The following is a 22,398-nucleotide window of genomic DNA, read 5'->3' on the forward strand; positions in this document are numbered from 1 at the left end:
CGATCAGGTGATGGCGCGCCAGAATCGGCAATTGTGTTCGGCGGCCAGGTCGATTGAGCGGGTTCGTTCGGCAGTGAATTGCAGGGTGCTGCCGTCCTTGTACGATGCCCAGCCGGCGCCCGGAGTTCCCGTCTTCGCGAACCGAGTCCAGTGGCCGATCAGCTTCGCCGAAAGCTCTTTCTGCGGGCCGGCGGCCGGCGGCGGCTGGAACGGGGTGGTGAGGAAGTACGGCACGTCCACGCCGTGGGCGGCGCCGTAGGGGAAGTCGCTGGGACGGCCGTCAGGCTCAGCGAATTCGTACAGGTACACGGGCGCTCGCCTGACCAGTGCGTCCGCGGCGGGCAGTTGAGCGCAGGCGCCGAGCATCCCGCCGTAGTCGGTGAGCAACGTCGCCAGGGCAAGACTCGGGGACGGGTAATCGTCGTGCGGGTACTGGCCGAGAATCGCCTTGGCCTTCGCGGGGCCGAACATGTCCCGCAGGATCCGCGGATAGGCGTCGGCGGTGACGGGATTTCCAAGGCGGTCGTACGCGGCGGCGACGGCGGGCCGCATCTCGTCCTTGGTGCCGCCATGGAGCAGCGGGACGCGGGTCGCGACGCCGAGGCGCATCGCGTCCGGCGGCTGGAGCGGAAGCGCGGGCGTGCCCGCGACGGGCAGCCACGGCATTTCGGCGACCCGGCGGTGGACGGTGAACACCTTCTCCTGGCCGATCCCGGTGAGCCGCTCGTAGGGAAGGCGTCGCAGGCACTGCGCCGTACCTGCCCCGACACCGCAGCCCAGGTCACGCGCGGTGGACACGGCACGCCGCCGCGCCTCCGGACGGGACAGCACGTCGTTGCCGCACGGGCCGCTCTGGGCGATGGCCTTGTGGAAGAGGCCGCGCGCGCCGGGCGCGGCCAGCTGCGCGCACACGCTGTGCGCCCCGGCCGACTGGCCCCAGAGCGTCACGTTTCCGGCGTCGCCGCCGAACGCGGCGATGTTGCGCCGCACCCAGCGCAGCGCGGCCTGCTGGTCGGCGAATCCGAAGTTCCCGGCCTGGGGGTCTTTCAGGGACGGGTGATCGAGGAAGCCGAGCGCGCCGAGCCGGTAGTTCACCGTCACGGACACGACCTGCCCCTGCACGGTGACCCGGGACGGGTTGTAGGTGGCGCCGGCGCCGTTGACGAACCCGCCGCCGTGCAGGAAGACCATCACCGGGAGCCGTCCGGCCGCCCCTGCACCGAGGGGAGTCTGCACGTTGAGGGACAGGCAGTCTTCGCTGCCGATGACCTGGCGCTCCCCTGCGTCCCCTCCCCCGAGCTGCGCGCAGACGGGACCGGGACGGGTGGCGTCGCGGATCCCCTCCCAGGGCTCGGCCGGACGCGGCGCCCGCCAGCGCAGATCGTCCACGGGCGGGGCGGCGTACGGGATGCCGAGGAAACTGCGGTGATCGGCGGCCACGGTGCCGCGCACGGCCCCGTCCGCGGTCCGTACGACAGCGCCGTCCACCTTCGCGTCGGCGACGGCGAAGACGGCACCGGACGCCGCGGCGGCGACAAGGCCGGCGGCGACCACGAGCAGCCGCCGCATCGGCCCCGAATTCTGAAGTCTGGTTCTCGGTTTCATCGCCTTCGAGCATGCCGGGCCCCGCGTTCCGGACGCGTCCGCGCCGCCGCGCCATCGCGTGTACGCGGAATCGCGTCCACGGCATACGCCGAGACGGTGACGCGCCCGTCCGATTCCGCCCGGTATCCTCGCGACGGTGACCGGTGGGGAGCGCCGCTGGCCGGGCTGGGCGGCCGAGGGCTGGGTGTGCCTCCCGTTCCTCGCAGCCGTGCTGATCGCGACCGGCCCCGCCGCGGAATTCCAGCCGGGCTCGGCCCGCTCCCCCGACGCCGCCGGCTACGCGATGGTGACGGCGGCGGCGCTGGCGCTCGCGCTGCGGCGGCGTCCGGGCACCGCCCTGGCGGTCAACACGGCGTGCGTCTCCACCTACCTGGCGGCCGGCTACCCGTTCGGCCCGGTGATGCTGACAGTGCCGATGGCCGTCTACGGGGTCGCCGACCGGTTTCCGCTGCGGCGGGCCGCGCTGATGGCCGCCGCCGGTCTCGGGGTCCTGATCGTCAGCCTGTTCGCCAAGCGCGTCCGGGACGCGGCGAGCGCGCCCGAAGGGTCGGGCTACTACCCGATGTCCAGGGACGTGATCGTCTGGGCAGCGATCATCGCGGTCGCGCTGGCGATCGGCGCGCTGTCCCGCGCCCGGCGGCAGGCCGCCGCCGGGGTGCACGCCGAGCAGGCCCGCCGCGTCGCCTCGGAGGAGCGGCTGCGGATGGCACAGGACCTGCACGACTCGATCGGGCACGGGCTCGCGGCCATCGCGATGCAGGCGGGCGTCGCGCTGCACGTCCTCGACCATGATCTTGAGGAGGCCAGGCAGTCGATGCAGGCGGTGCGGGCCACCAGCCGCGAGGCGCTGGAGAACCTGCGGGCCCAGCTCGACGGGCTCCGCGACGACGGGACGGCCGCCGCCCGGGCCCCCGCCCCCGGCCTGGACGACCTCGACCGGCTGACCGAACGCGTCCGGGCGGGCGGGGTGACCGTCCACACCGACATCGCGCCGGACCTGACCGGCCTGCCCACCGCCGTCGACGCGGTCGCCTACCGCATCCTGCAGGAGTCGCTGACGAACGTCCTGCGGCACGCGGGCGCTGTCCCGGTGCGGATCCGGATCCGGCGGGACGGCGACGCGCTCCTGCTCGACATCACCAACACCCGCGCCGCCGGCCCGTCCGCCCAGCCCGGGAACGGCCTGGGCATCCGCGGCATCCGCGGCCAGGCCGAGACGCTCGGCGGCACCCTCACCGCGGGCCCCCGCCCGGACGGCGGCTTCGGCGTCCGGGCCCGCCTCCCGCTGGACGGGGCCCGCCTCCCACTGGACGGGGACCGTCGATGAGCGGCACGATCCGCGTCGTCGTCATCGACGACCAGGCGCTGATCCGGGTCGGCGTGCGGACGCTGCTGCGCGGCGAGCCCGGCGCCGAGCTGGTCGGCGAGGCCGCCGACGGCCGCACCGGCCTGGAGGTCGTCCGCGCCCGCAGGCCGGACGTCGTGCTGATGGACATCCGGATGCCCGGCCTGGACGGCCTGGCCGCGCTGCGCGAGATCACCGCCGATCCCGCCCTCGCGGAGGTCAGGGTCGTCATGCTCACCACGTTCGGCCTGGACGAGTACGTGTTCGAGGCGCTGCGGCACGGCGCGAGCGGGTTCGTCCTCAAGGACGCCGAGCCCGAGGAGCTGCTGCGCGCGATCCGGGTCGTCACCGAGGGCGGCTCGCTGCTGTCGCCGTCGATCACCCGCAGCGTCATCGCCCAGTTCGCCCGGCGAGGCCCCGGCATGGCGCCGCATCCCGGCATCAAGCACCTGACCGAACGGGAACGCGAGGTGGTCTCCTGGGTGACCACCGGGATGTCCAACGACGAGATCGCGGACCGGTTGACGATCAGCACCGAGACCGTCCGGACGCACATCGGCCGGGCCCTGGTGAAACTCGGCGCCCGCGACCGTGCCCAGCTGGTCGTGTTCGCGATGCTGTCCGGCCTCGTCCCGCCGGTCCGTCCGCCCGGCCTGTAGATCGTGGCCGCTCCGCGTGGACGGACGTACGCGGCTCGGCGTACGCACGGTGCCGCCCCCAGGAGGACGACCCGCCCCCGCCCGTCCCGCGACGATCGGATGCATGAGCGAATCCACCGGGACCGCCGTCCGGCCGGATGCGGCCGTGGCCGTCCGCACGCGCGGCCTGACGAAGCGCTACGGCGAGTACCTCGCCGTCGACGCGGTGGACCTCACGGTGCGGCGCGGCGAGGTGTACGGCTTCCTCGGCCCGAATGGCGCAGGTAAGACGACCACTCTGCGCATGGTCGTCGGGCTGATCCGGCCGACCTCCGGCTCGGCGACCGTGCTCGGGCATCGCGCCGGGACGCCGGCGGCGAACCACGGCGTCGGCGCGCTGATCGAGAGCCCGGGCTTCTACCCGTACCTCAACGGCCGCGACAACCTGCGCGTCCTCGCCCGCTACCGCCGCCTGCGCGAAGACGACGTAGGACGCGCCCTGGAACGAACCGACCTCAGCGCCCGCGCCGGTGACCCGTTCAAGACCTACTCGCTCGGCATGAAGCAGCGGCTCGGCGTGGCCGCGGCGCTGCTCGGCGAGCCCAGCCTGCTGATCCTCGACGAGCCGACCAACGGCCTCGACCCCGCGGGCATGGACGACATGCGCCGCCTGCTCACCGACCTGGCGGCGGCGGGCCACACCGTCCTGCTGTCCAGCCACATGCTGAGCGAGGTGCAGGAGATCTGCGACCGCGTCGGTGTGATCAACAAGGGGCGGCTGGTGGCGGAGTCGACCGTCCGCGAGCTGCGCGGGGCGGGCCGCCTGCTCGTCCGCGCCGACCCGATCGACACGGCGCTGTCGGTGACCGCGCGGCTCGCCGGCGAGGCCGAGCCCACCGTCGAGGACGGCGCCCTCTACCTGCGCATCGACCCGGGCCGCGCGGCGGAGGTCACCCGGGCGCTGGTCACGGCAGGCGTCGACGTCCACGAGATCCGCCCGATCGAACGCTCGCTGGAAGAGGTGTTCTTCGAAATGACCACGGACACCGCGCACACCACGGACACGGGGGCCGGCCGATGACCGCCCTGACCGCCGGCACCCGCGCCGAACTCCTCCGCCTGCGCCGGTGGCCGGCCGTATGGACGCTGGCCGGCGCCTGGCTCCTGCTGAACGTCACCTTCAGCTACGTCTTCCCCTACCTCTCGTACCGCAACGGCGGCGGCTTCGCCAACGACGGCGCCGACCCGCAGAAGCTGCTCGCGGACGTCATGCCGGAAGGCGTCCCGGTCGCCGTCGTCGCGGGCATGCCGATGTTCGGCGGCGCGATGGCGTTCGCCCTGGGCGCCCTCGCCGCGGGGAGCGGCTACGCATGGGGCACCTGGAAGGCCGCGTTCACCCAGGGCCCCGCCCGCCTGACCGTCCTGGCCGGCACCCTCACCGCCCTCATCGGCATCGCCATCGCCGTAGTGCTCGCGACCTTCGCCGTCGACCTGGGCATAGCGACCGCGCTCGCCGCGGCCGAAGGACACAACCTCGCATTCCCGGACCTCGGCCACCTGGCCCGCGCGCTCGGCGGCGGCGTCCTGATCCTCGCCGTGTGGACGGCGGCGGGCCTCGCCGTCGGCACCCTGTCCCGCAACCCGGCCCTCGGTGTCGCCCTCGGGCTGGTATGGACCCTCGCCGTGGAGAACCTGCTGCGCGCCGTCTCGTCCCTGCTCGACTGGCTGCGTCCGGTGGCGGACGTCCTGCCCGGAACCGCCGCGGGCTCGACCGCCGCGTCCCTCGGCGCCGAACCCGTGTCGTCGGGCGGCGCCCCCGGCGTGGTCGACAACCTCCCCGGCGCCCCCGCCACCGCGGTCATGATCGGTTATTTCCTGGCCTTCGTCGTCATCACCGCGGCACTGGCCCGCCGCGACGTGTGACCCGAGGCCCTAGCCGGGGCCGGAGCCGGCGGCCTCAGCCTCTGAGGTCTGCGAGGCGAGCCGGGGAAGCAGCTCCGCGTCAGCGTCCGTGACGGGCGCGGAGCCGCCGTCGCGCAGATGCAGCGAGGCTTCCTTCCCGGACACCACGTCTTTCGCGGTGACGAACATGATGCCGTTCGCGTCGACATCGATGGTGATCTCCAGCCTCTCCGTGTCGCCCGAGGGCGGGAGCCCGGTCAGGTGGAAGGCGCCGAGCAGCGTGTTCTCGGCCGCGATCTCATGCTCACCCTCATAAATGTGGACGGCGGCGGACGACCCGCCATCGGCGAGGACGAACAGTTCCGAGTATTTGGTCGGCATTGTCGTGTTGCGCTCGATGATCTTGCTGAAGACGCCGCCACCGGACGTGGCCTCCCCAGCGTGCCACGTCCACCTCACTCATGGTCGTCCGGCGTTCACACACCCCGGCCTTTTCCGGCCAAGCCGGTGTTACCGGGCGTAACGGGTGGGGTACGAGACGATCAAGACATTGACTGATCGTCGAAGGCGATTCACGCTGGTCACAACTGATCGATCAGTGTCCCGTCCCCCTCACTCATCAGGAGACCGGATGCTGTCGCGGGTCACATCCCGCGCGGCGGCCGCCCTGGTAGCCCTCGTCATGCTCGTCGGCGTGCCTTTGCACGCGGACGCGTTCGGCGCGGGCTCCTCGGTGAGCCGCAATGCGCAGGCCAGGAACATTCCGGCGCCCCAGAGCTATTTCGGGTTCGCCATGGGCACGACCGGCAGGCTCGCCGGGTTCGACAAGATCAAACAGTACTTCCGGCTCGTCGCCGACCGGTCCGACCGGGTGACCTACCAGGTCGCGGACAAGACGACGATGGGCAACGACTATCCGGTCCTCTTCGTGAGCTCGCCGCGCAACCTGCGGAACCTCGGCCAGATCGTCCGGGACAACCAGCGGCTCGCCGAGCCGCGCGGGATCTCCGCGCAGGAGGCCCGGCGGCTGTCGGAGCGGAGCAAGCCGGTGTACCTCCTGGAGGGGACGCTGCACTCCACCGAGGTCGGCAACACGCAGGCGCTGGTGGACATCGTGCACCGGTTCGCCACCGAGGACTCCGACTACACCGAGACGGTGCTGGACAACGCGGTGCTGATGGTGATCCCGTCCGGCAACCCGGACGGCCAGCACCTCGTGGTCGACCACTTCAACAGGACGGCCGGAACCGAGTACAACCGCGTCTACCCGGACCTGTACCACAAGTACGTCGGGCACGACGACAACCGTGACTGGTTCATGTTCACGCAGCGGGAGATCCGCACGCGGGTCCGGCTGGAGCAGACGTACCGTCCGGTCGTCGGGCACTACATGCACCAGGCCGGGACGACCGGGCCGCGGTTGTGGACGCCGCCCTACGACGAGCCGCTCGGCAGCGGGATCGACCCGATCACGCTGCAGTCGGCGACCTTGCAGGGCCAGGAGGCGGCGCGGGCGCTGACCGCCGAGGGCAAGAAGGGCGTCGGCTCCGACGACGCGTACGGCATCTTCTGGAACGCCGACGTCATGGGCTTCTCGACGTTCCTCGGCACGTCGCTGTTCCTGACGGAGATCGCCAGCGCGCGGGACCTCGCGTACCCGTACACGTCGTCGGACGGCAAGCCGCTCGGCTCGCAGAACCGGACGATGCGGATGCTCCAGCCGTACGACAAGAACACCTGGACGCTGGAGCAGATCGTCGCGTACGCGAAGACCGCCGCCTACGCGGGGATCGAGAACGTCGCGAAGAACCCCGAGTCGTGGCTGTTCAACAACCTGTACCAGACGACCCGCAACGGGGTGGCGCTCCCGGACGTCGAGCCGGGCACGCCGCACGCGTACGTGATCCCGGCCGGACAGCGCGACCCGTTCGCGGTGCTGGAGATGATGCGGATCTTCGAGTTCGGGCGGGCGGAGATCGAGCAGGCGAAGGCGCCGTTCACGGCGGGCGGGAAGACCTACGCGGCGGGCTCGTACGTGCTGCGCACCCGGCAGCCGCTCGGCCGCTGGATCGACCAGCTCCTCAAGATCGACAAGTATCCGGAGCAGGCGGCGCGCAAGTGCGGCAACTGCCCGCTGATCATGCCGTACAGCGAGACCACCGACAATCTCGGGCTGCTGCTCGGCGTGGACGTCGACCCGGTCGAGCAGGCGTTCACCGCGTCGCTGCAGCGGGTCCACCGGGTGCTGCCGCAGCCGGTGCGGATGCCGGCCGCGCCGCGCGGCGCCTACCTGGTGGCGCCGGAGTCGTACGGCGTCGCGCACGTGCTCTCCCGCTTGCAGAAGGGCGCGGTGCCGACGTTCCGGTCGGCGAAGGAGTTCGAGGCCGCCGGACGGACGTTCGCGCCGGGCACGGTCGTCGTACCTCCAACGGCGGCGGCGAGGCAGGTGCTGCAGAGCGTGTCGGCGGACACCGGCCTGCAGGTCTACGGGACGGACGAACTTCCCAAGGTGGACGGCTTCACGTTGAAGCAAGGCACCAAGGTCGGGCTGATCCGCGGCGCGAACAACATGCCCGGCGGCTGGATGACGTGGCTGCTCGACACCTACGGCATCGACTACAAGGTCGTCTCCGCCGACGACTACGGCGACCTGGCGGCGAAGTACGACACGATCGTCCTGGCCGACGGCGTCTCCAGGAACACCATCGTCAACGGCCTCGACCCGGCGAAGAACCCGCCCGAGTTCAGGTGGGCGCGCGGCGTCGGCGAGGAGGGCTGGACGAAGCTGGCGGACTACGTGTCCGGCGGCGGGAACCTGGTCGCGATCGGCAGCGCGTCGGAGACCGCGCGGCAGCTCCTCAAGCTGCCGATCGAGAACGCGGCCCCGACCGACCCGGCCAAGCTCAACGCGCCGGGCGCGCTGCTGCGCGCGACCTACGACCCCGAGGTCCCGGCGGCCTGGGGCATGCCCGAGTCCGGCGCGGTCTGGTTCAACCGGGACGCGGCGTACAAGCTCACCGGCGACGGCCGGGTGGCCTCGAAGTACCCGGGCGACGGCGACCTGCTGGCCAGCGGCTACGCCGCCGGCACGGAGACGCTGAACGGCCTGGCCAACGTCGCGACGTTCGAGGTCGGCAAGGGCCACGCCACCGTCGCGGGCAGCGAGATCACCTTCCGGAGCTGGCCGCGGCAGACCTGGCCGATCGTGGTCAATTCCATCTACCAGGGCCCATCGAAGCCCGGCCGATCCGGCTAAACGGACGAAAGGACTGAAATCACCGATCGCGGCCGGTGGGACGCCCGTCCCACCGGCCGCGATCGTCACAATGGCCGCGCCGTCCTCGCAGTTCACCATGGGTTGCGATGAAGATGGACGGGGCTTGATGAAATGGTGCCTTGATCACCATTCCCCGGGACCGGAATGGTGGCATGATCGCCAAAAGCGAAGGCGACGACGATAGGACGGCCGGGCCACCATTCTGGTAACGATTTAGGCGGGGCGGGTAGTGATCATGCCGGTCTGGCTGGATGCTGTGAGCATGGGCGGGACCGATGGTCTGCGGACCTGTCTGGCCGAGAGCGTGGTGGAGCAGCTCAATGGTTGGCCGGCGCTGAGATTGTGCCGTGCCGACTGCGGCTTCGGCCGGGCATTCGCGTGCGGCGGCGATCAAATCCTTCATCTGCACGGGCGGGATCAGGCCGAGCTGTATCTGACCTGGCCGTACGTCCGGCGCATGCACAAACCGCTCCGGGAGTGCGCCTCGGTGCGCACCCGTCCCGGCAGCGGCTGGGTGGGCGTCTGGCTGGGCGGCGACGATGACATCGCGCTGCTGGTGTCCCTGGTCAGCGTCGCCATCAAGGCCAACCTGGCGACGCTCGACACCGTGCAGCCGCGGGTGGGCCCGTGCTCGCTCGGCTACTCCCATCTGGCGGAGCAGTTCATGCCGCAGCCGCCGCCGGGGCGCGGAGGGCTGCCGATGACGCCGTCCGGGAACCCGGTGGAGCGCGAGGAGCACGTCATGCGCGAGGTGACCGACCGCCTCGTCCGCAGGCTCGGCGGCAGCCACCCGCCCAAGCAGGTGAGCCAGGTCATCGACGCGGTCTACCGGCGGTTCGACGACCGGCCCGTCCGGGACTTCGTACCCGTGCTGGTCGAGCGGCTCGCGCGCGAGAAGCTCACCCCCGACCCGCCCGCCTGACCACCGATCTCAGGCGCGCCAGAACGAGGCCGGAAGCGCTTGGACCTCGATGACGGCCTGGTCCAGTTCTTCGGCGAAACGCAGCAGCGACGTCTGGCCGCCTTGCGCCATCCGGCGGATGACGGCGGCCTGGCGGCGGGCCCGTCCGATGACGGCGCCGGCGAAGGCGGTGCGGTCGCCGTCGTAGCCGTAGGCGTCCAGCAGGACGTGCAGGCGCCGCGACCGGTCCTCGAACGCGGTGAAACCCTGGAACTCGGCGACGTGCCGGGCGTGCAGCGGCACCCAGGTCAGCGCCAGGTGGGCCAGGTCGAACTCGCGCGGCGAGGGCGCGGCGGTGTCCCAGTCGACGAAGCCGACGAGACCTTCGTCGTTCCACACCGCGTTGTACGGCGAGGCGTCGTGGTGGCCGATGATCAAGCCGGGGTGCCAGGAGCCGGCGAGCCACGTCGCGCCGTCCGGCGGGACGAACGCCGCCGTGATGTCGTGCAGCCGCCGCATCCATGCGGCGACCTGGCGGAGCGCTTCGTCCGAATGCGGCCACGCGGGCCAGGGGTGGCGTTCGCCGATGGTGTCGCCGTGCAGGAAGGTCAGGACCTCGCGCCCCTGCTCGTCGAAACCCAGCACGCGGGGCGCGCCCTCGAAACCGGCGGCCTCCAGGTGGCGCAGCACCGCGTGCACGGTGGGCGTCCACGGGTTCGTCCGCCGGTGGACGGTGTCGCCGATGCGGACCCCGCCTACGTGCCTGCCGCCGGGCAGCCGCTGCTCCTCCACCCCGGCGTTGTATCCCACGGCCCCCGCCCCGCGCACCCGGTTTTCCCGCCCGCGACGGCCGCCGTTTTCCTAGCGCTGTGGTCGGCTTTCGGCGGGGAAGACCGCGGCCAGGCGGCTCGGCACTCTGCTGCGGTGCTGGTCGGACAGTTCGACGACCGCGTCCCGGTCGCCGCGGCGCAGCGCGTCGACGATCGACGCGTGCTCGTGCACGATCCGTTCCCGCGCCTCGGCCTCGTAGAGGTAGACCGACCGGTACGCCTCGGTCAGCGACCAGATGCGGCGCAGCTCGTCCACGATCAGGTCGAGGCCGGACGCCCGGAAGATGTAGAAGTGAAAGTCGTTGTTCAGCCGCTGAATGGTCAGCACATCGGCGTCGTCACCGGCCTGCTTGATGCGGCCGTTGATGTTCTCCAGCTCTTCGAGCTGCTCGTCCGTCAGGTCCGGCAGCGCGGCGATGACCTCCCTTTCCAGCACCCGCCGCATCAGATACGCCTGTTCGAGATCCTGGACGGTCAGCCGTTTCACCGAATAGCCGACATTGCGCTGGTAATCGAGCACGCCCTCGCTCTGCAGGATCCCCAATGCCTCCCTGATCGGCGCCCGGCTGACGCTCAGCCGCGACGCCATGTCCTCCTGCCGGATCTGCTGGCCCGGCAGGAGTTCCATAACGGTGATCATCTCGCGGATGCGCGCCACCGCCCATCGGACGGAGCCCGCGCCGGAGGACGTCGAGGTGGCCATTTCGGGAGCTCTCCGCGTTACCGGAACGCCGAGATACCGGTCACGGAGCGCGCGATGCTGAGCAGGTGCATTTCCTCCGTGCCCTCATAGGTCATGACCGTCTCCAGATTGTTCATGTGCCGCATCACGGTGTGGTCGAGCGTGATACCGGCTCCGCCGAGAAGGCTCCGCGCGGTACGGGCGACCTCCGCCGCGGCTCGGACGTTCGCCAGCTTACCGAAGCTGATCTGTTCCGGTTCGATCTCGCCGGCGTCTTTGAGCCGGCCGAGATGGAGCGCGTTCAACGCCGCGCTGTTGACCGCGACGACCATTTCCGCCAGCTTCGCCTGCACCAGTTGGAACGACGCGAGTTGGCGTCCGAACTGCGTCCGCGCGGAGCAGTGGCGCAGCGCTTCGAGATAGCACGAGCGGGCCGCCCCCACCGCGCCCCAGAGAATGCCGAAGCGCGCCTCGTTCAGGCAGGTCAGCGGGCCGGAGAGGCCGCGGGCGCCGGGCAGCACCGCGTCGGCGGGGACGCGGACCTCGTCCAGCGACAGCTCCGCCGTCACCGACGCGCGCAGCGACAGCTTCCGCTCGATCTTGGCGGCGGTGAAGCCAGGCGTGTCCGTGGGGACGAGGAAGCCGCGGATGCGGCCGCCCTCCGGGCCGTCGGGGCCCTCGGGGTCGGCGGCCTTGGCCCACACGACCGCGAGGTCCGCGAACGTGCCGTTGGTGATCCACATCTTCGTGCCGTTGATCACCCAGTCGTCGCCGTCGCGGACGGCGGTCGTCCGCATCGAGCCGGGGTCGCTGCCGGCCTCGGCCTCGGTCAGCCCGAAGCACCCGATCAGCTCCCCGGACGCCATTCCGGGCAGCCATTTCGTCCGCTGCTCCTCGGTGCCCCAGCGGTGGACGGCGGTCATCGCCAGCGATCCGTGCGCCGACACGAAGCTGCGCAGTCCGGAGTCGACCGCTTCGAGCTCGCGGCAGGCGACGCCGTAGGCGGTGGCGCTCAGCCCGGCGCAGCCGTAGCCGGTCAGGTGCATGCCGAACAGGCCGAGTTTCGCCAGCCCCTTCGCGGCCTCGATCGGCAACCCTCCGGTCTCGTACCACTCGCTGACGTGCGGCGCGAGCTCCGCCGCCGCGTACGAGCGGACGGTGTCGCGGACGGCGCGCACGTCGGCGTCCAGCTGGTCGTCGACGGCGAGGAAGTCGCCTGGATCGATCGCCATCTGAGTCGTGTCTCCCTTCGTTCCCGGCGGCCCGGACGGGCCTAGGCGCCGGAACGTCGCTCGAATTCCTGGAACTGCTTGTCCGCGGCGCGTTCGCACCACTTCCGGTATTCGGTGAATCCGCCGGCGTAGGCCACCGCCTGCCGTTTGGCGCCGGGGGCGATCCGCGACATCCACCAGCTGTCGGTCTGCGGGATCAGCGTCTGCTCGTATACCCAGTCCACGTGGCGCGACCAGGCGTCCTCGGCGTCGGGCCTCGGCTCGATCGGCGGCCCGCCGTCTCCGAGGTGCTCGATGAGCCGTCCGATGAATTCCGACTGGTAGTCGGCCAGCAGCGGCGGCGAGAAATGGGCGCACGGGCTCTGGTGGCCGTTGATGAAGAACAGGTTCGGGAATCGCGTCGTCATCATGCCCAGGTGGGTGCGGACGCCCTCCGCCCAATGCTCTCGCAGCGGCAGCCCGCCGCGGCCTCGGACGTCCATGCGCAGGACGGCCCCCGCCCCGCCGCTGAAACCGGTGGCGCAGATGAGCACGTCGAGCGGATGCCGTTCGCCGCTCGCCAGCACCACGCCGCCGGCGTCGCAGCTCGCGATCGGGTCGGACCTCACGTCCACGAGGACGACGTTGTCACGGTTGAACGCCTCGTAGTAGCCGGATTCTCCCGGCGGGCGCCGGGTGAACGGCCGGTAGTCCGGGATGAGCAGGTCGGCGACGTCGGGATCCTTCACCGCCGCGCGGATCTTCCTCTCCAGGAAGGCGCGCACCGCGTCGTTGGCCTGCTCGTCGCGGGCGAGGTCGCGGAAGATCCGTCCCCAGTGCGTGCCGCCTGCCTGCCACAGCTCCTCGAAGGCAGCCTCGCGGGCCTCGTCCGAGAGGTCGAGCGCGCCGCGCGTCTCCGGCAGCATGACGCGCTTGCCGACCAGCACCATGCCCGGCCCTCTGGTGGTGTGCTCCAGCCGGCGGATCTCGGCGTAGTTCTCTTTGACGAACCGTTCGTACTCTTCGGGCATCGGCTCGTTCTGCAGCGGCACCGCCCAGCTCGCACTGCGCTGGAACACGGTCAGCCGCTCGGCCGTCCGCGCGACCGTCTGGACCACCTGGACACCGCTCGCGGCCGTGCCGATGACGCCGACCCGTCCACCGAGGTCGACGTCGTCCTGCGGCCACGCCCCGGTGTGGATCAACCGCCCTTGGAACCGGTCGAGACCGGGGATGTCGGGCAGTTTGGGCGCGGAGAGGAAGCCGGTCGCCATGACGCAGTAGCGGCTCCTGAGCTGCGTGGATTCGCCGTCCTCCCCGTGGTCGACGGTGAGCGTCCACAGCCCCGCTTGGTCGTCGAACGCCGCGCCGCGCACGCGGCAGTCGAACTCGATGTCGCGGCGGAGGTCCAGCTTCCCGGCCACCCACCGCAGGTATCGCAGGACGTCATGTTGCGCCGCGTACCGTTCCGGCCAGTGCCATTCCTGCTGCAATTCGTCGGAGAACGCGTAGGAGTATTCGACGCTCTCGATGTCCACCCGCGCGCCCGGATACCGGTTCCAGTACCAGGTGCCGCCGACGTCGCCGCCGGATTCCAGCACCTTGACCCGCAGCCCGCGTCCGCGCAGCCGGTGCAGCGCGTTCAGCCCGCTGAACCCGGCGCCGACGATCAGCACGTCGTACTCGGGAACGGTCATCTCATCGCCTCCACCGCTCGTCCCGGATCACGAGTTCGCCGGTTTCGCCCACTGCAAGAACTCTTGCAGGACGCGGTTGAAGTCCTCCGGCGCGATCTGCGGCATCGCGTTCTCCAGGACGTGGTAGTCCGGCCACGAAGCCGGAGTCTCGACGCCCGGCCGCAGCGGGGTGTTCAGGCCCTTGGACGCGATCAGCCGCTGCGCCTCGGGCGTGAGCATCCAGGACGCCCACAGCTTCGCGGCCTCCATGTGCGGGGCGCCCTTGATGACGGCGGACGACCCGTACAGAAGCGACGACAGCCCGGGCACGGCCTTGAAGGCCACCGGAGCACCGGCCTGCTCCTTCCGCAGGTGGCGCATGTAGGACGCCCAGGGCATCATCGCCGTCTCGCCCGTGACCAACCGGTCGTAGTAGGGCCGGGTGGAGTCGACCAGCTTGCCGTGGCGCTTCAGCCCGCGCATCTGGTCGAGGGTCAGCTTGTTCGCCTTGTAGATCGGCATCAGCGACTGCGCGCTGATCACGCCGAGGCCCGGGTCGTCCAGGACGAACCCCCGCAGCCTGCCCGAGACGAGGTCGGCCATGCTCTTCGGGATGTCGGCCTCGGACATCTTGTCCTTGTTGTACATGAAGCCGTAGACGTCGCCGTAGGGCACGTAGAAGCGCTGCTTGGAGTCGCGGTACCGGTTCGGCAGGTCGTCCACGGTCGCCGGCTCGAACGGCTGCAGCAGCCCCTTGTCCGCGGACACGCTCACCGACTCCAGGCCGAGCATCAGCGCGTCGCCGACCTGGCGCCCGCTCGACACCTCCGACTGGACGGCGCTCACCGTCGCCCCCGGCGGCTGCACCTTCGGCACGATCTTGATGGACGGGTAGCGCTTGGTGAAGTCCTGCCAGATCGGCCGGAACAGCTCGGCGTACGCGCCGTAGACGACCACCTGGTTCTGGCCCGCCTTCGCGGCGCCCTTGCAGAGTTCGGCCAGGGCGCGGGCGTTCTCGGCGTTCCCGGCCCACGCGGTGTCGCCGGACGCGGTGGACGTGCACTGCTTCGACGCCTCCGCCGTCCCCACGCCGCCGCCGCACGCCGATGCCGCCAGCGAGAGCGCGGCCACCGCTGCGGCGGCGGCGACCCTCCGCCGGCCGCCCGGGCGGGCGCCTGCGGCGACCCTCCTGCGGCCGCCGGTGCCGTCGGGGCATGCCGCCGATCTCCAGCCGAATTCAGTCATGGCACTCTCACCTCGACGTTGGAACGGGGTTTCTCCGGGCGGCGCCCGCCATCACCGTGAGCACCGCGTAGCGGAGCACGAGGTAGGCGATCCCGAGGGCACAGATCAGCACGGTCAGCAGCACGAGCAGCGCGCATGCCTGCGTCGGCACCGCCGAGCTGTAGAAGAGGCTGTAGGACAGCGTGGCGACGTTCGCGTGCGTCGCCGGGAGGAGCATCAGCGGGACGTCCAGCACCCCGGCCATGATCACGCTGCACACCAGCCAGCCGGCGAGGAAGCTGCGCAGCATCAGCGGCAGCACGATGCCGCCGAACGCGCGGAGCGCGGACGCCCCGGACGCGCGGGCCGACTCCTCCAGGTCGGCGCTGATCTGCACCAGCGCCCCGGCCGCCGACCGGCTCGCCACCGGCACCAGCAGGATCACCAGGCCGATCACGCAGAGCCATGTCGTCCCGTACAGCTGGCGCAGCCCGGGCACGGACAGGTAGCCCCAGGTCAGCGCCGCCGCCAGGACGACGCCCGGCAGCACCAGCGACGCGAGGCTCAGCAGGTCGACGTACCGGCCGAGCCGCCGGCTCGTCTTGGCGCCCGCGTAGACGAGCAGCGTCGCGAACACCATCGTGACGAGCCCCGCCGCGACCGAAAGCGACAGCGTGAGCTGGAAGGCCCCGACCGTCTGCGGGTCGTCGAACACGGCGGTGTAGTTCGCCAGGGTGAAGCGGCTGTACATGCCCAGCACGCTCTGGAAGGACGTCAGCACCACCTGCGACGCCGGAAGCAGCACCCCCACCAGGGCCAGCAGGGCGATGGAGCCGGTGTGGAGAAATCCGACGCGCCCCAGCGCCCACCGGGTGGACGCGTAGTCCTTTCCGGTGACGGTCGCGAAGCTTCGTTTGCTCGTATACCGCCATTGCAGCCAGATGAGCACGACCATCGCCAGCATCATGATCATCGAGATGCCGCTGGCGGCGGAGTAGCGGGCGGGGGTGGACGCCGCGATGTAGAAGAAGATGCGCGTCGACAGCGTGTCGATGCCGGCGTTCTCGCCGATGATCTGCGGGACGTCGAACGTGCCCATGCAGTAGATGCCGACGAGGATGCTCACGCCGAACAGCGTCGGCGCGAGGGAGGGCAGGTCGATGGACAACAGCGTCCGTCGGCGGCTCGCGCCCGACGTGAAAGCGGCCTCTTCGTAGCTGCTGTTCAGCGTCGAAACAGGCCCGAGCAGCAGGAAATAGCAGAACGACGACAGTTTCAGGCCCTGGACGAGAATCAGCCCCGGCCACGAGTAGATGTTCAGCGGGGACGCGCCGAAAAGGGCCTCGAACGGCTTGTTGAGCAGGCCGACTTCCGGGTTGCCGAGCAGGCTCCAGCTGATGGCGTACAGCAGGGTCGGGAGCGCGAGCATGAGCAGCATGACCGGCGTGATCAGGCTTCGGCCCGGTGCCGTGGTGCGTGTGGAAAGAAAAGCGAAGTAAGCGCCGATCAGCAGGGCCACCGCGGTGGCGCCCACGGCGAACAGGACCGAGTTCAGCAGGGCGTCATAGGTGCGGGCGTCGCCGAAGACGTCCGGGAAGGCGGACAGCGTCCAGGAACCGCTCTGCCCTGGCGGCGCGCTCCGGAACGCGCCGACGAGCAGCATGACCAGGGGCCAGCCGAGCAGGAGCGTCGCGAAGCCGACCAGGATCAGGGCGGGTGCGCGGCGGCCCGTGAACCAGGGGCGCGTTCGGATGCCGGTCGCGGCCGTCACGAGGCACGTCCCCTGGCGGCCGGCTTGGCGGTGGCAAGCTCGTCGGCGGTTCGGACGTCGGCGGGCTCGTCGTTCGCCGGGATCAGCGCGATCTGTCCCGGCTCGATCCAGACGACCGCGTCGGCGCCCTGCGGCGCGGCTGGACGGCCCCCGCCCACGATCTGCTTGGCGACCAGCCGCGAGCCGAACGCGGAGACCTCGTGGTCGGTCGCGGTGCCGAGGAAGGTCGAGCGCAGCACCTTCACGTCCAGCCGGTTCGGACGATCGGCGAAATCGGAGCTGGAGTCGAAGTGGTCGAAGAGGAGCGCCGTGCTCCGGATCGCGAGCCGGACGCGGTCGCCCGCCGAGCACCCGGCGGCGCGGGTGCAGGTCAGGCTGGTGTCCCAGCCGTCCGGCCGCACGCGGGCGTGCCCGTCGCCGGCGGCTTCGACCAGGCCCGGCAGGATGTTCTCGTAGCCGAGGAACTCCGCCACCCACCGCGAGGACGGGGCGTCGAACACCTCGCGCGGCGACCCGATCTGGACGGCCCGTCCGTCGTGCATCACCGCGATCCGGTCGGACATGCTGACCGCTTCTTCCTGGTCATGCGTGACGTAGATCATGGTCGACCCGGTCTGCTCGTGGATGCGCTTCAGCTCGCCGCGCATCTGCGTCCGCAGCGCGGCGTCCAGGTTCGACAGCGGCTCGTCCAGCAGGAGGACGCTCGGCTCGCGGACGAGCGCCCGCGCCAGCGCGACGCGTTGCTGCTGCCCTCCGGACAGCGCCGACACCGACCGGGCCGCGTAGTTCGCCAGCCCGACCAGTTCGAGGGCCTCCATCGCCTTGGCCTGGGCGGCCTGCTTGCGCTGCCGCTTGAGGCGGAGCGGGTAGCTCACGTTCTGGATGACCGACATGTGCGGCCAGAGCGCATAGCTCTGGAAGACCATGCCGATGTCGCGTTTGTGCGGCGGCAGCTCGTAGCCTCGCGACCGGTCGACGACGGTTCCGGAGCCGAGCCGGATGGTGCCCTCGTCCGGCGACTCCAGTCCGGCGACGCAGCGGAGCGTGGTCGTCTTGCCGCAGCCGCTCGGCCCGAGCAGCGCGACGAACTCGCCATCACCGATGTCGAGGCTGACCCGGTCGACGGCGGTGACGCCGCCGAACCGCTTGGTCAGGCCGTCGATGCCGACGATGCTCATGGCGCACCGCCGATCGCCCGGCCGCCGTCGCTCACGCCGTCGTTCGCCCCATCGTTCACGCCGAGGCGTTCGCGGAGCCAGCGGACGATGCGCTCGTTCTCCGCCCGTGCCCCCTCGACCCGCTCCGGGATCTTGAGGAACTCGTGGTCGGCGTTCGGGACGACCGACAGGGTCACCGGCACGTCCGCGTCGGCGAGGCGCTCGGTCATGGCGAGCGAGTGGCCGAGCAGGGCGTCCTCGTCGCCGCAGGAGATGTAGGTGGCCGGGAGGACGTGCAGCTCCGGGCTGTGCACCGGGCTGACCAGGGGGTCGCGGAGCCGTCCGGAGAAGTTCGGGCCGAGGTAGGCGGCGAGCGTGATCTCGGATTCTCCCGCGTAGTACCGCGGATCCGAGATCCACCGGTGGGCGTCCAGGAGCCCGAACAGCAGGACGAGCCCGCTCAGCGCGACCGGCATGCCCGCGAGATCACCGCCGCGGACGTCCGTGCGGAAGTTGCCGTGCACGCCGTTGCCGGGGCCGGAACCGTGCAGGACGAGCGCCGTCCCGGCGGCGAGGTTCGCGCCCGCCGAGCTTCCCGCGATGGCCATCCGCGCCGGGTCGCCGTCGTACGACGACGCGTTCTTCACGGCCCAGCGCGTCGCGTATACGCAGTCCTCAAGCGCGCGCGGGAACGGGTGCTCGGGCGCGAGCGCGTAGCCCACGCTCACTACGAGGACCCCTTCCGCGGCGATGGACGCGCAGTACCGCCGGTCCATCGCGGGCGACCCGGCGTACCAGCCCCCGCCGTGGACGTACATCAGCACGGGATGCGGCCCGGGACGGCGGGGCTGGTAGATCTCCGCCCCGAGGCCGCCGTCCGGCCCGCCCAGTTCGATGTTCTCGTGGAGCTGCACGCGCGCTGCCGCGTCCTCGGAGAGCGCGGACGGGGCGGGCGCGCGGCGCCTGCTCACCAGTTCCCCGACCGATCGCGGCGGAGGGATGTCCGGCACCGGCTCCCCGCGGAACAGCGACTGCCAGTGGGCCTTACTGGAGTGGGGCATGTCCCTCCTCTGCTCGGGCCGCGGCCTGCGCCTGGCCTGGCGCCCGCGCGGCTTCCCCGGCGGCGACCAGCGCGCCGCGTCCCACCAGGCCCGCGATCGCCGCGTCGTCGTAGCCGAGCTCGCGCGCCACCTCGACGGTGTGCTCGCCGAGACGCGGCGGGTGCCGAAGCGCGGCCGTGGCGCGGTCGCCCATGTCGACCGGAGACCGGGCCATCCGGAGCCGCCCGGCGGACGGATGGTCGACGGATTCGAAGAAGCCCGTCGCGACCAGATGCTCGTCCTCGAACAGGTCCTGAATGGCGTTGACCTTGCTGGACGCGATATCCGCGCGTTCGAAGACCTCCTGCCATTCGGCGGTGGTGCGCCGGGTCAGGTGGGCGTCCATCAACGAATACAGATCGTCGATGTGCACCGTGCGGGTTCCGATGGTGCGGTAGCGCGGGTCGTCGGCGAGCGCCGGTTCGCCGATGGCGGCGAAGAACGACCGCCATTGCTCGTCGGTGTAGACCATTACGGCGAGGTAGCCGTCCTTGGTGCGAAACGGCTTGCGGTAGGGGGACTCCGTGCGCGGATAGCCGGTCGGGCCGCTCGGCGGATCGAAGATCCAGCCGCCCTGCTGCTCCAGCAGCATGAACGACGCCATCGACTCGAACATCGGCACTTCGATCGCCCGGCCGCGCCCGGTGACCGTCCGGCCGTGGACCGCGGCGAGAACGGCGGCGGCGCCGAATATCCCCATCGTCTTGTCGGCCGCGGCCGAGCCCCAGTAGACGGGCCTTTCACCGTTCACGCCCTGCACGGCCGCCATTCCCGAAGCGCCCTGGATGACGTCGTCGTAGGCGGGACGATTCTCGTACGGGCCGCCCGAGCCGAATCCACGAAAGGCGCAATAGATCAGCCGCCCGTTCAACGCCAGCAGTCGATCGGGCGTCAGGCCGAGTTTCGCGACAGCGCGCGGACGGAGATTGTGCACGAGCACGTCGGCCGATTCGACCAGGCGGGCGAAGACGTCCATCGCGGCGCGGTCCTTGAGGTCGATCGCCACGCTGCGCTTGCCGCGGTTCGCGTTCAGGAATATCGGCCCCATTCCGGGGACCTTCGCGTCGCCGACGTAGCGGAGGACGTCGCCCGCGGGCGCCTCGGCCTTGATCACGTCGGCGCCCCACTGGGCCAGGAGCATCGCGCAGTAGGGCCCCATGAACGTGGTGCTGAGGTCCACGACCCGGAGGCCGGCCAGCGGGCTCGGCTCGTTCCCCGTCAGGACCACGGCGCCTCCCAGGGCAGGATTGCTTCCCAATATTGGCTCCAATATCGCATGCAGAGCATGCCCGCACAAGACCCGACAGGACAACGTGCCTGCTGACGAGGGGTATGGACGGGCGGTCAGCCCGGTGTCAGGAGATCCAGCCGCCGTCGCGCGCCTCGTCGAGCGCCCGGTCGGCCTCGCGGCTGTCGAGCATCTCCAGGCCGCGGACCGCCCAGAAGCGGAGCGACTCGTCCGTGCCCTCCAGCTGGTCGCGGAACACGGTCAGCGCCTTCGCGGAACGGGCTTCGGCGATGAGTTCGAGCAGCCGGCAGCGCAGGCCGTGATCGTCCTGCTCGGCGGCGAACTCCGCGATCAGGTCGTCGACGTAGGCGTCGGCGTGCTCGCGGAGGAAGTCGAACGCGTCCTCCCGCGGCTGCGGCTCGGCGGCACGCATACGTTGCATAGCGTGCTCGAAACGTCGCCGCGACATGTCCCCGACCTTACTGACGGCCCCCGACAGACCTCAATGAAGTAGAAGGAGTGCCGCATTGATCAGCGAATCGTCCTATGACGTCGGCGCCGTCCGGGCGCAGTTCCCCGCGCTGAAGGCCGGGTCCGCCCATTTCGACGGGCCAGGTGGCACGCAGACGCCGCTTCCCGTCATCGACGCCGTCGCCGAGGCGCTGTCCGGGCCCCTGTCGAACCGGGGGAACGTCACGCCCGGTGAGCGCAACGCCGAGATGATCGTCGCGGACGCCCGGCAGGCGCTGGCGGACCTGCTCGGCGCGCGCCCGGCCGGGATCGTCTTCGGGCGCAGCGCCACCCAGCTGACCTACGACTTCTCCCGCACCCTCGCCAAGACGTGGTCGCCGGGCGACGAGGTCATCGTCACGCGCCTGGACCACGACTCAAACGTCCGCCCGTGGGTCCAGGCCGCCGAGAGCGCCGGGGCCACCGTGCGGTGGGCCGACTTCGATCCCGGGACCGGCGAGCTGGGGCCCGACGCCGTCCGCGAGGTCCTGTCCGGCCGGACGCGCCTGGTCGCGGTCACCGCCGCGTCCAACCTGATCGGCACCCGACCACCGATCAGCGAGATCTCGCGGCTGGCGCACGACGCGGGAGCCCTCCTCTACGTGGACGGCGTGCACTACACCGCGCACGCCCATGTCGACATCGAACAACTGGGGGCGGACTTCTTCACCTGCTCCCCGTACAAATTCCTCGGTCCCCATATGGGCGTCCTGGCGAGCCGGCCCGACCTTCTGGAGACCCTGCGGCCCGACAAGCTGCTGCCCTCGACGGACGCCGTCCCCGAACGGTTCGAGTTCGGCACGCTCCCCTACGAATTCCTCGCCGGTGCCCGCGCGGCGGTCGATTTCCTCGCCGCGTTGAGCCCGGACGACAAAGGCACACGCCGCGGACGGCTGGCATCCGCGTTCGCCGCCCTCGAACGGCACGAGGACGCGCTACGGCTCCGGATCGAGGAGGGGCTGTCCGCCTTCGGCCAAGTCACCGTCCATTCGCGGGCGGCCGAGCGCACCCCGACCCTGCTGCTGACCATCGACGGGCGCAGCACGGCCGACGCCTACCGCTACCTGGCAGAACGCGGCGTCGACGCGCCGTCCGGGTCCTTCTACGCGCTGGAGGCGTCCCGCCGGCTGGGCCTGGGAGACGACGGCGGCCTGCGCGTGGGCCTCGCCCCGTACAACAACACAGAGGACGTGGACCGCCTGCTGCACCACCTGGCGGAATTCCTGACACGACCCGAGTGAGCCTTGAACGCCGCTAGAACCTTTGCACGATTCCCACAACTCGAGCCGCTCAGCATGCGACGTCTCCGACATGGCGCCGCGGGGGCCTGAGGCGGGAGGG

At 71.0% G+C, this 22,398-nt stretch carries 19 protein-coding genes; 7 read left to right on the top strand and 12 right to left on the bottom strand.

Annotated features, from left to right (window positions below):
- Positions 1 to 3: 3 nt before the first annotated feature.
- Entirely contained in the window at positions 4 to 1,569 is a 1,566-nt protein-coding gene (locus E1287_RS27850; protein ID WP_165969209.1) for a carboxylesterase family protein, read from the bottom strand.
- Positions 1,570 to 1,741: 172 nt separating this feature from the next.
- On the opposite strand from E1287_RS27850, the gene E1287_RS27855 reads away from it, so the two are divergent.
- The 4 genes from E1287_RS27855 to E1287_RS27870 all read left to right on the top strand — a co-directional run bounded on the left by E1287_RS27855 (position 1,742) and on the right by E1287_RS27870 (position 5,511).
- Positions 1,742 to 2,932 carry a sensor histidine kinase gene (locus E1287_RS27855; protein WP_131968042.1) on the top strand — a complete coding sequence of 397 codons (1,191 nt, stop codon included), beginning with the start codon at positions 1,742 to 1,744 and terminating at the stop codon, positions 2,930 to 2,932.
- Positions 2,929 to 3,609 (top strand): response regulator transcription factor, encoded by a 681-nt coding sequence (locus tag E1287_RS27860; RefSeq protein WP_131968043.1) that lies wholly within the window; start codon positions 2,929 to 2,931, stop codon positions 3,607 to 3,609. The genes E1287_RS27855 and E1287_RS27860 overlap by 4 nt, the downstream gene beginning before the upstream one ends.
- A 103-nt stretch (positions 3,610 to 3,712) precedes the next feature.
- Positions 3,713 to 4,669: an ATP-binding cassette domain-containing protein gene (locus E1287_RS27865; RefSeq protein WP_131968044.1), complete on the top strand. Its 957-nt coding sequence runs from the start codon at positions 3,713 to 3,715 to the stop codon at positions 4,667 to 4,669.
- Positions 4,666 to 5,511, top strand: coding sequence for an ABC transporter permease subunit (locus E1287_RS27870; protein WP_131968045.1), 846 nt, complete (start codon positions 4,666 to 4,668; stop codon positions 5,509 to 5,511). Before E1287_RS27865 ends, E1287_RS27870 begins: the two co-directional genes overlap by 4 nt.
- Positions 5,512 to 5,520: 9 nt before the next feature.
- Here E1287_RS27870 and E1287_RS27875 read toward each other — a convergent pair whose 3' ends face one another.
- Positions 5,521 to 5,949, bottom strand: coding sequence for an Hsp70 family protein (locus E1287_RS27875; RefSeq protein WP_131968046.1), 429 nt, complete (start codon positions 5,947 to 5,949; stop codon positions 5,521 to 5,523).
- A gap of 172 nt (positions 5,950 to 6,121) precedes the next feature.
- On the opposite strand from E1287_RS27875, the gene E1287_RS27880 reads away from it, so the two are divergent.
- Positions 6,122 to 8,746 (top strand): M14 family zinc carboxypeptidase, encoded by a 2,625-nt coding sequence (locus E1287_RS27880; RefSeq protein WP_131968047.1) that lies wholly within the window; start codon positions 6,122 to 6,124, stop codon positions 8,744 to 8,746.
- Positions 8,747 to 9,029: 283 nt separating this feature from the next.
- Positions 9,030 to 9,689, top strand: a complete 660-nt coding sequence (locus E1287_RS27885; protein ID WP_131968048.1) for a luciferase family protein — start codon at positions 9,030 to 9,032, stop codon at positions 9,687 to 9,689.
- 9 nt (positions 9,690 to 9,698) lie between these two features.
- On the opposite strand, the gene E1287_RS27890 is transcribed toward E1287_RS27885, so the two are convergent.
- The 10 genes from E1287_RS27890 to E1287_RS27935 all read right to left on the bottom strand — a co-directional run bounded on the left by E1287_RS27890 (position 9,699) and on the right by E1287_RS27935 (position 20,989).
- Positions 9,699 to 10,496 (bottom strand): phosphotransferase, encoded by a 798-nt coding sequence (locus E1287_RS27890; RefSeq protein ID WP_207934502.1) that lies wholly within the window; start codon positions 10,494 to 10,496, stop codon positions 9,699 to 9,701.
- 33 nt (positions 10,497 to 10,529) lie between these two features.
- Positions 10,530 to 11,201, bottom strand: coding sequence for a GntR family transcriptional regulator (locus E1287_RS27895; protein WP_131968050.1), 672 nt, complete (start codon positions 11,199 to 11,201; stop codon positions 10,530 to 10,532).
- Between the two features lie 17 nt (positions 11,202 to 11,218).
- Positions 11,219 to 12,412, bottom strand: coding sequence for an acyl-CoA dehydrogenase family protein (locus E1287_RS27900; RefSeq protein ID WP_131968051.1), 1,194 nt, complete (start codon positions 12,410 to 12,412; stop codon positions 11,219 to 11,221).
- A gap of 41 nt (positions 12,413 to 12,453) precedes the next feature.
- Complete coding sequence (locus tag E1287_RS27905; protein WP_131968052.1) at positions 12,454 to 14,088, bottom strand: NAD(P)/FAD-dependent oxidoreductase; 1,635 nt, start codon at positions 14,086 to 14,088, stop codon at positions 12,454 to 12,456.
- Positions 14,089 to 14,115: 27 nt separating this feature from the next.
- Positions 14,116 to 15,312, bottom strand: coding sequence for an extracellular solute-binding protein (locus tag E1287_RS27910; protein WP_131968053.1), 1,197 nt, complete (start codon positions 15,310 to 15,312; stop codon positions 14,116 to 14,118).
- Positions 15,313 to 15,319: 7 nt separating this feature from the next.
- Entirely contained in the window at positions 15,320 to 17,062 is a 1,743-nt protein-coding gene (locus tag E1287_RS27915) for an iron ABC transporter permease (protein ID WP_131968054.1), read from the bottom strand.
- The gene (locus E1287_RS27920) at positions 17,059 to 18,240 is read right to left on the bottom strand and encodes an ABC transporter ATP-binding protein (protein ID WP_131968055.1); all 1,182 of its coding nucleotides are present in this window, start codon (positions 18,238 to 18,240) and stop codon (positions 17,059 to 17,061) included. The genes E1287_RS27915 and E1287_RS27920 overlap by 4 nt, the downstream gene beginning before the upstream one ends.
- The gene (locus E1287_RS27925; RefSeq protein WP_131968056.1) at positions 18,237 to 19,280 is read right to left on the bottom strand and encodes an alpha/beta hydrolase; all 1,044 of its coding nucleotides are present in this window, start codon (positions 19,278 to 19,280) and stop codon (positions 18,237 to 18,239) included. The genes E1287_RS27920 and E1287_RS27925 overlap by 4 nt, the downstream gene beginning before the upstream one ends.
- On the bottom strand, positions 19,264 to 20,547 hold the full coding sequence (locus tag E1287_RS27930) for a CoA transferase (RefSeq protein ID WP_207934503.1): 1,284 nt from the start codon (positions 20,545 to 20,547) through the stop codon (positions 19,264 to 19,266). The genes E1287_RS27925 and E1287_RS27930 overlap by 17 nt, the downstream gene beginning before the upstream one ends.
- Before the next feature lie 127 nt (positions 20,548 to 20,674).
- Entirely contained in the window at positions 20,675 to 20,989 is a 315-nt protein-coding gene (locus E1287_RS27935; protein WP_207934504.1) for a hypothetical protein, read from the bottom strand.
- A gap of 85 nt (positions 20,990 to 21,074) precedes the next feature.
- On the opposite strand from E1287_RS27935, the gene E1287_RS27940 reads away from it, so the two are divergent.
- Entirely contained in the window at positions 21,075 to 22,298 is a 1,224-nt protein-coding gene (locus E1287_RS27940; RefSeq protein WP_243719484.1) for a cysteine desulfurase-like protein, read from the top strand.
- Positions 22,299 to 22,398: the final 100 nt, after the last annotated feature.

Source organism: Actinomadura sp. KC06, from assembly GCF_004348735.1.
Classification (GTDB): domain Bacteria; phylum Actinomycetota; class Actinomycetes; order Streptosporangiales; family Streptosporangiaceae; genus Spirillospora.

Excerpts from the sequence above, each read along its gene's own strand:
- E1287_RS27910 (WP_131968053.1), bottom strand. The coding sequence starts at position 15,312 with ATGACTGAATTCGGCTGGAGATCGGCGGCATGCCCCGACGGCACCGGC.
- E1287_RS27900 (WP_131968051.1), bottom strand. The coding sequence starts at position 12,412 with ATGGCGATCGATCCAGGCGACTTCCTCGCCGTCGACGACCAGCTGGAC.
- E1287_RS27865 (WP_131968044.1), top strand. The coding sequence starts at position 3,713 with ATGAGCGAATCCACCGGGACCGCCGTCCGGCCGGATGCGGCCGTGGCC.
- E1287_RS27870 (WP_131968045.1), top strand. The coding sequence starts at position 4,666 with ATGACCGCCCTGACCGCCGGCACCCGCGCCGAACTCCTCCGCCTGCGC.
- E1287_RS27920 (WP_131968055.1), bottom strand. The coding sequence starts at position 18,240 with ATGAGCATCGTCGGCATCGACGGCCTGACCAAGCGGTTCGGCGGCGTC.
- E1287_RS27925 (WP_131968056.1), bottom strand. The coding sequence starts at position 19,280 with ATGCCCCACTCCAGTAAGGCCCACTGGCAGTCGCTGTTCCGCGGGGAG.
- E1287_RS27850 (WP_165969209.1), bottom strand. The coding sequence starts at position 1,569 with ATGCGGCGGCTGCTCGTGGTCGCCGCCGGCCTTGTCGCCGCCGCGGCG.
- E1287_RS27880 (WP_131968047.1), top strand. The coding sequence starts at position 6,122 with ATGCTGTCGCGGGTCACATCCCGCGCGGCGGCCGCCCTGGTAGCCCTC.
- E1287_RS27860 (WP_131968043.1), top strand. The coding sequence starts at position 2,929 with ATGAGCGGCACGATCCGCGTCGTCGTCATCGACGACCAGGCGCTGATC.
- E1287_RS27935 (WP_207934504.1), bottom strand. The coding sequence starts at position 20,989 with ATGCAACGTATGCGTGCCGCCGAGCCGCAGCCGCGGGAGGACGCGTTC.
- E1287_RS27895 (WP_131968050.1), bottom strand. The coding sequence starts at position 11,201 with ATGGCCACCTCGACGTCCTCCGGCGCGGGCTCCGTCCGATGGGCGGTG.
- E1287_RS27905 (WP_131968052.1), bottom strand. The coding sequence starts at position 14,088 with ATGACCGTTCCCGAGTACGACGTGCTGATCGTCGGCGCCGGGTTCAGC.
- E1287_RS27885 (WP_131968048.1), top strand. The coding sequence starts at position 9,030 with ATGGGCGGGACCGATGGTCTGCGGACCTGTCTGGCCGAGAGCGTGGTG.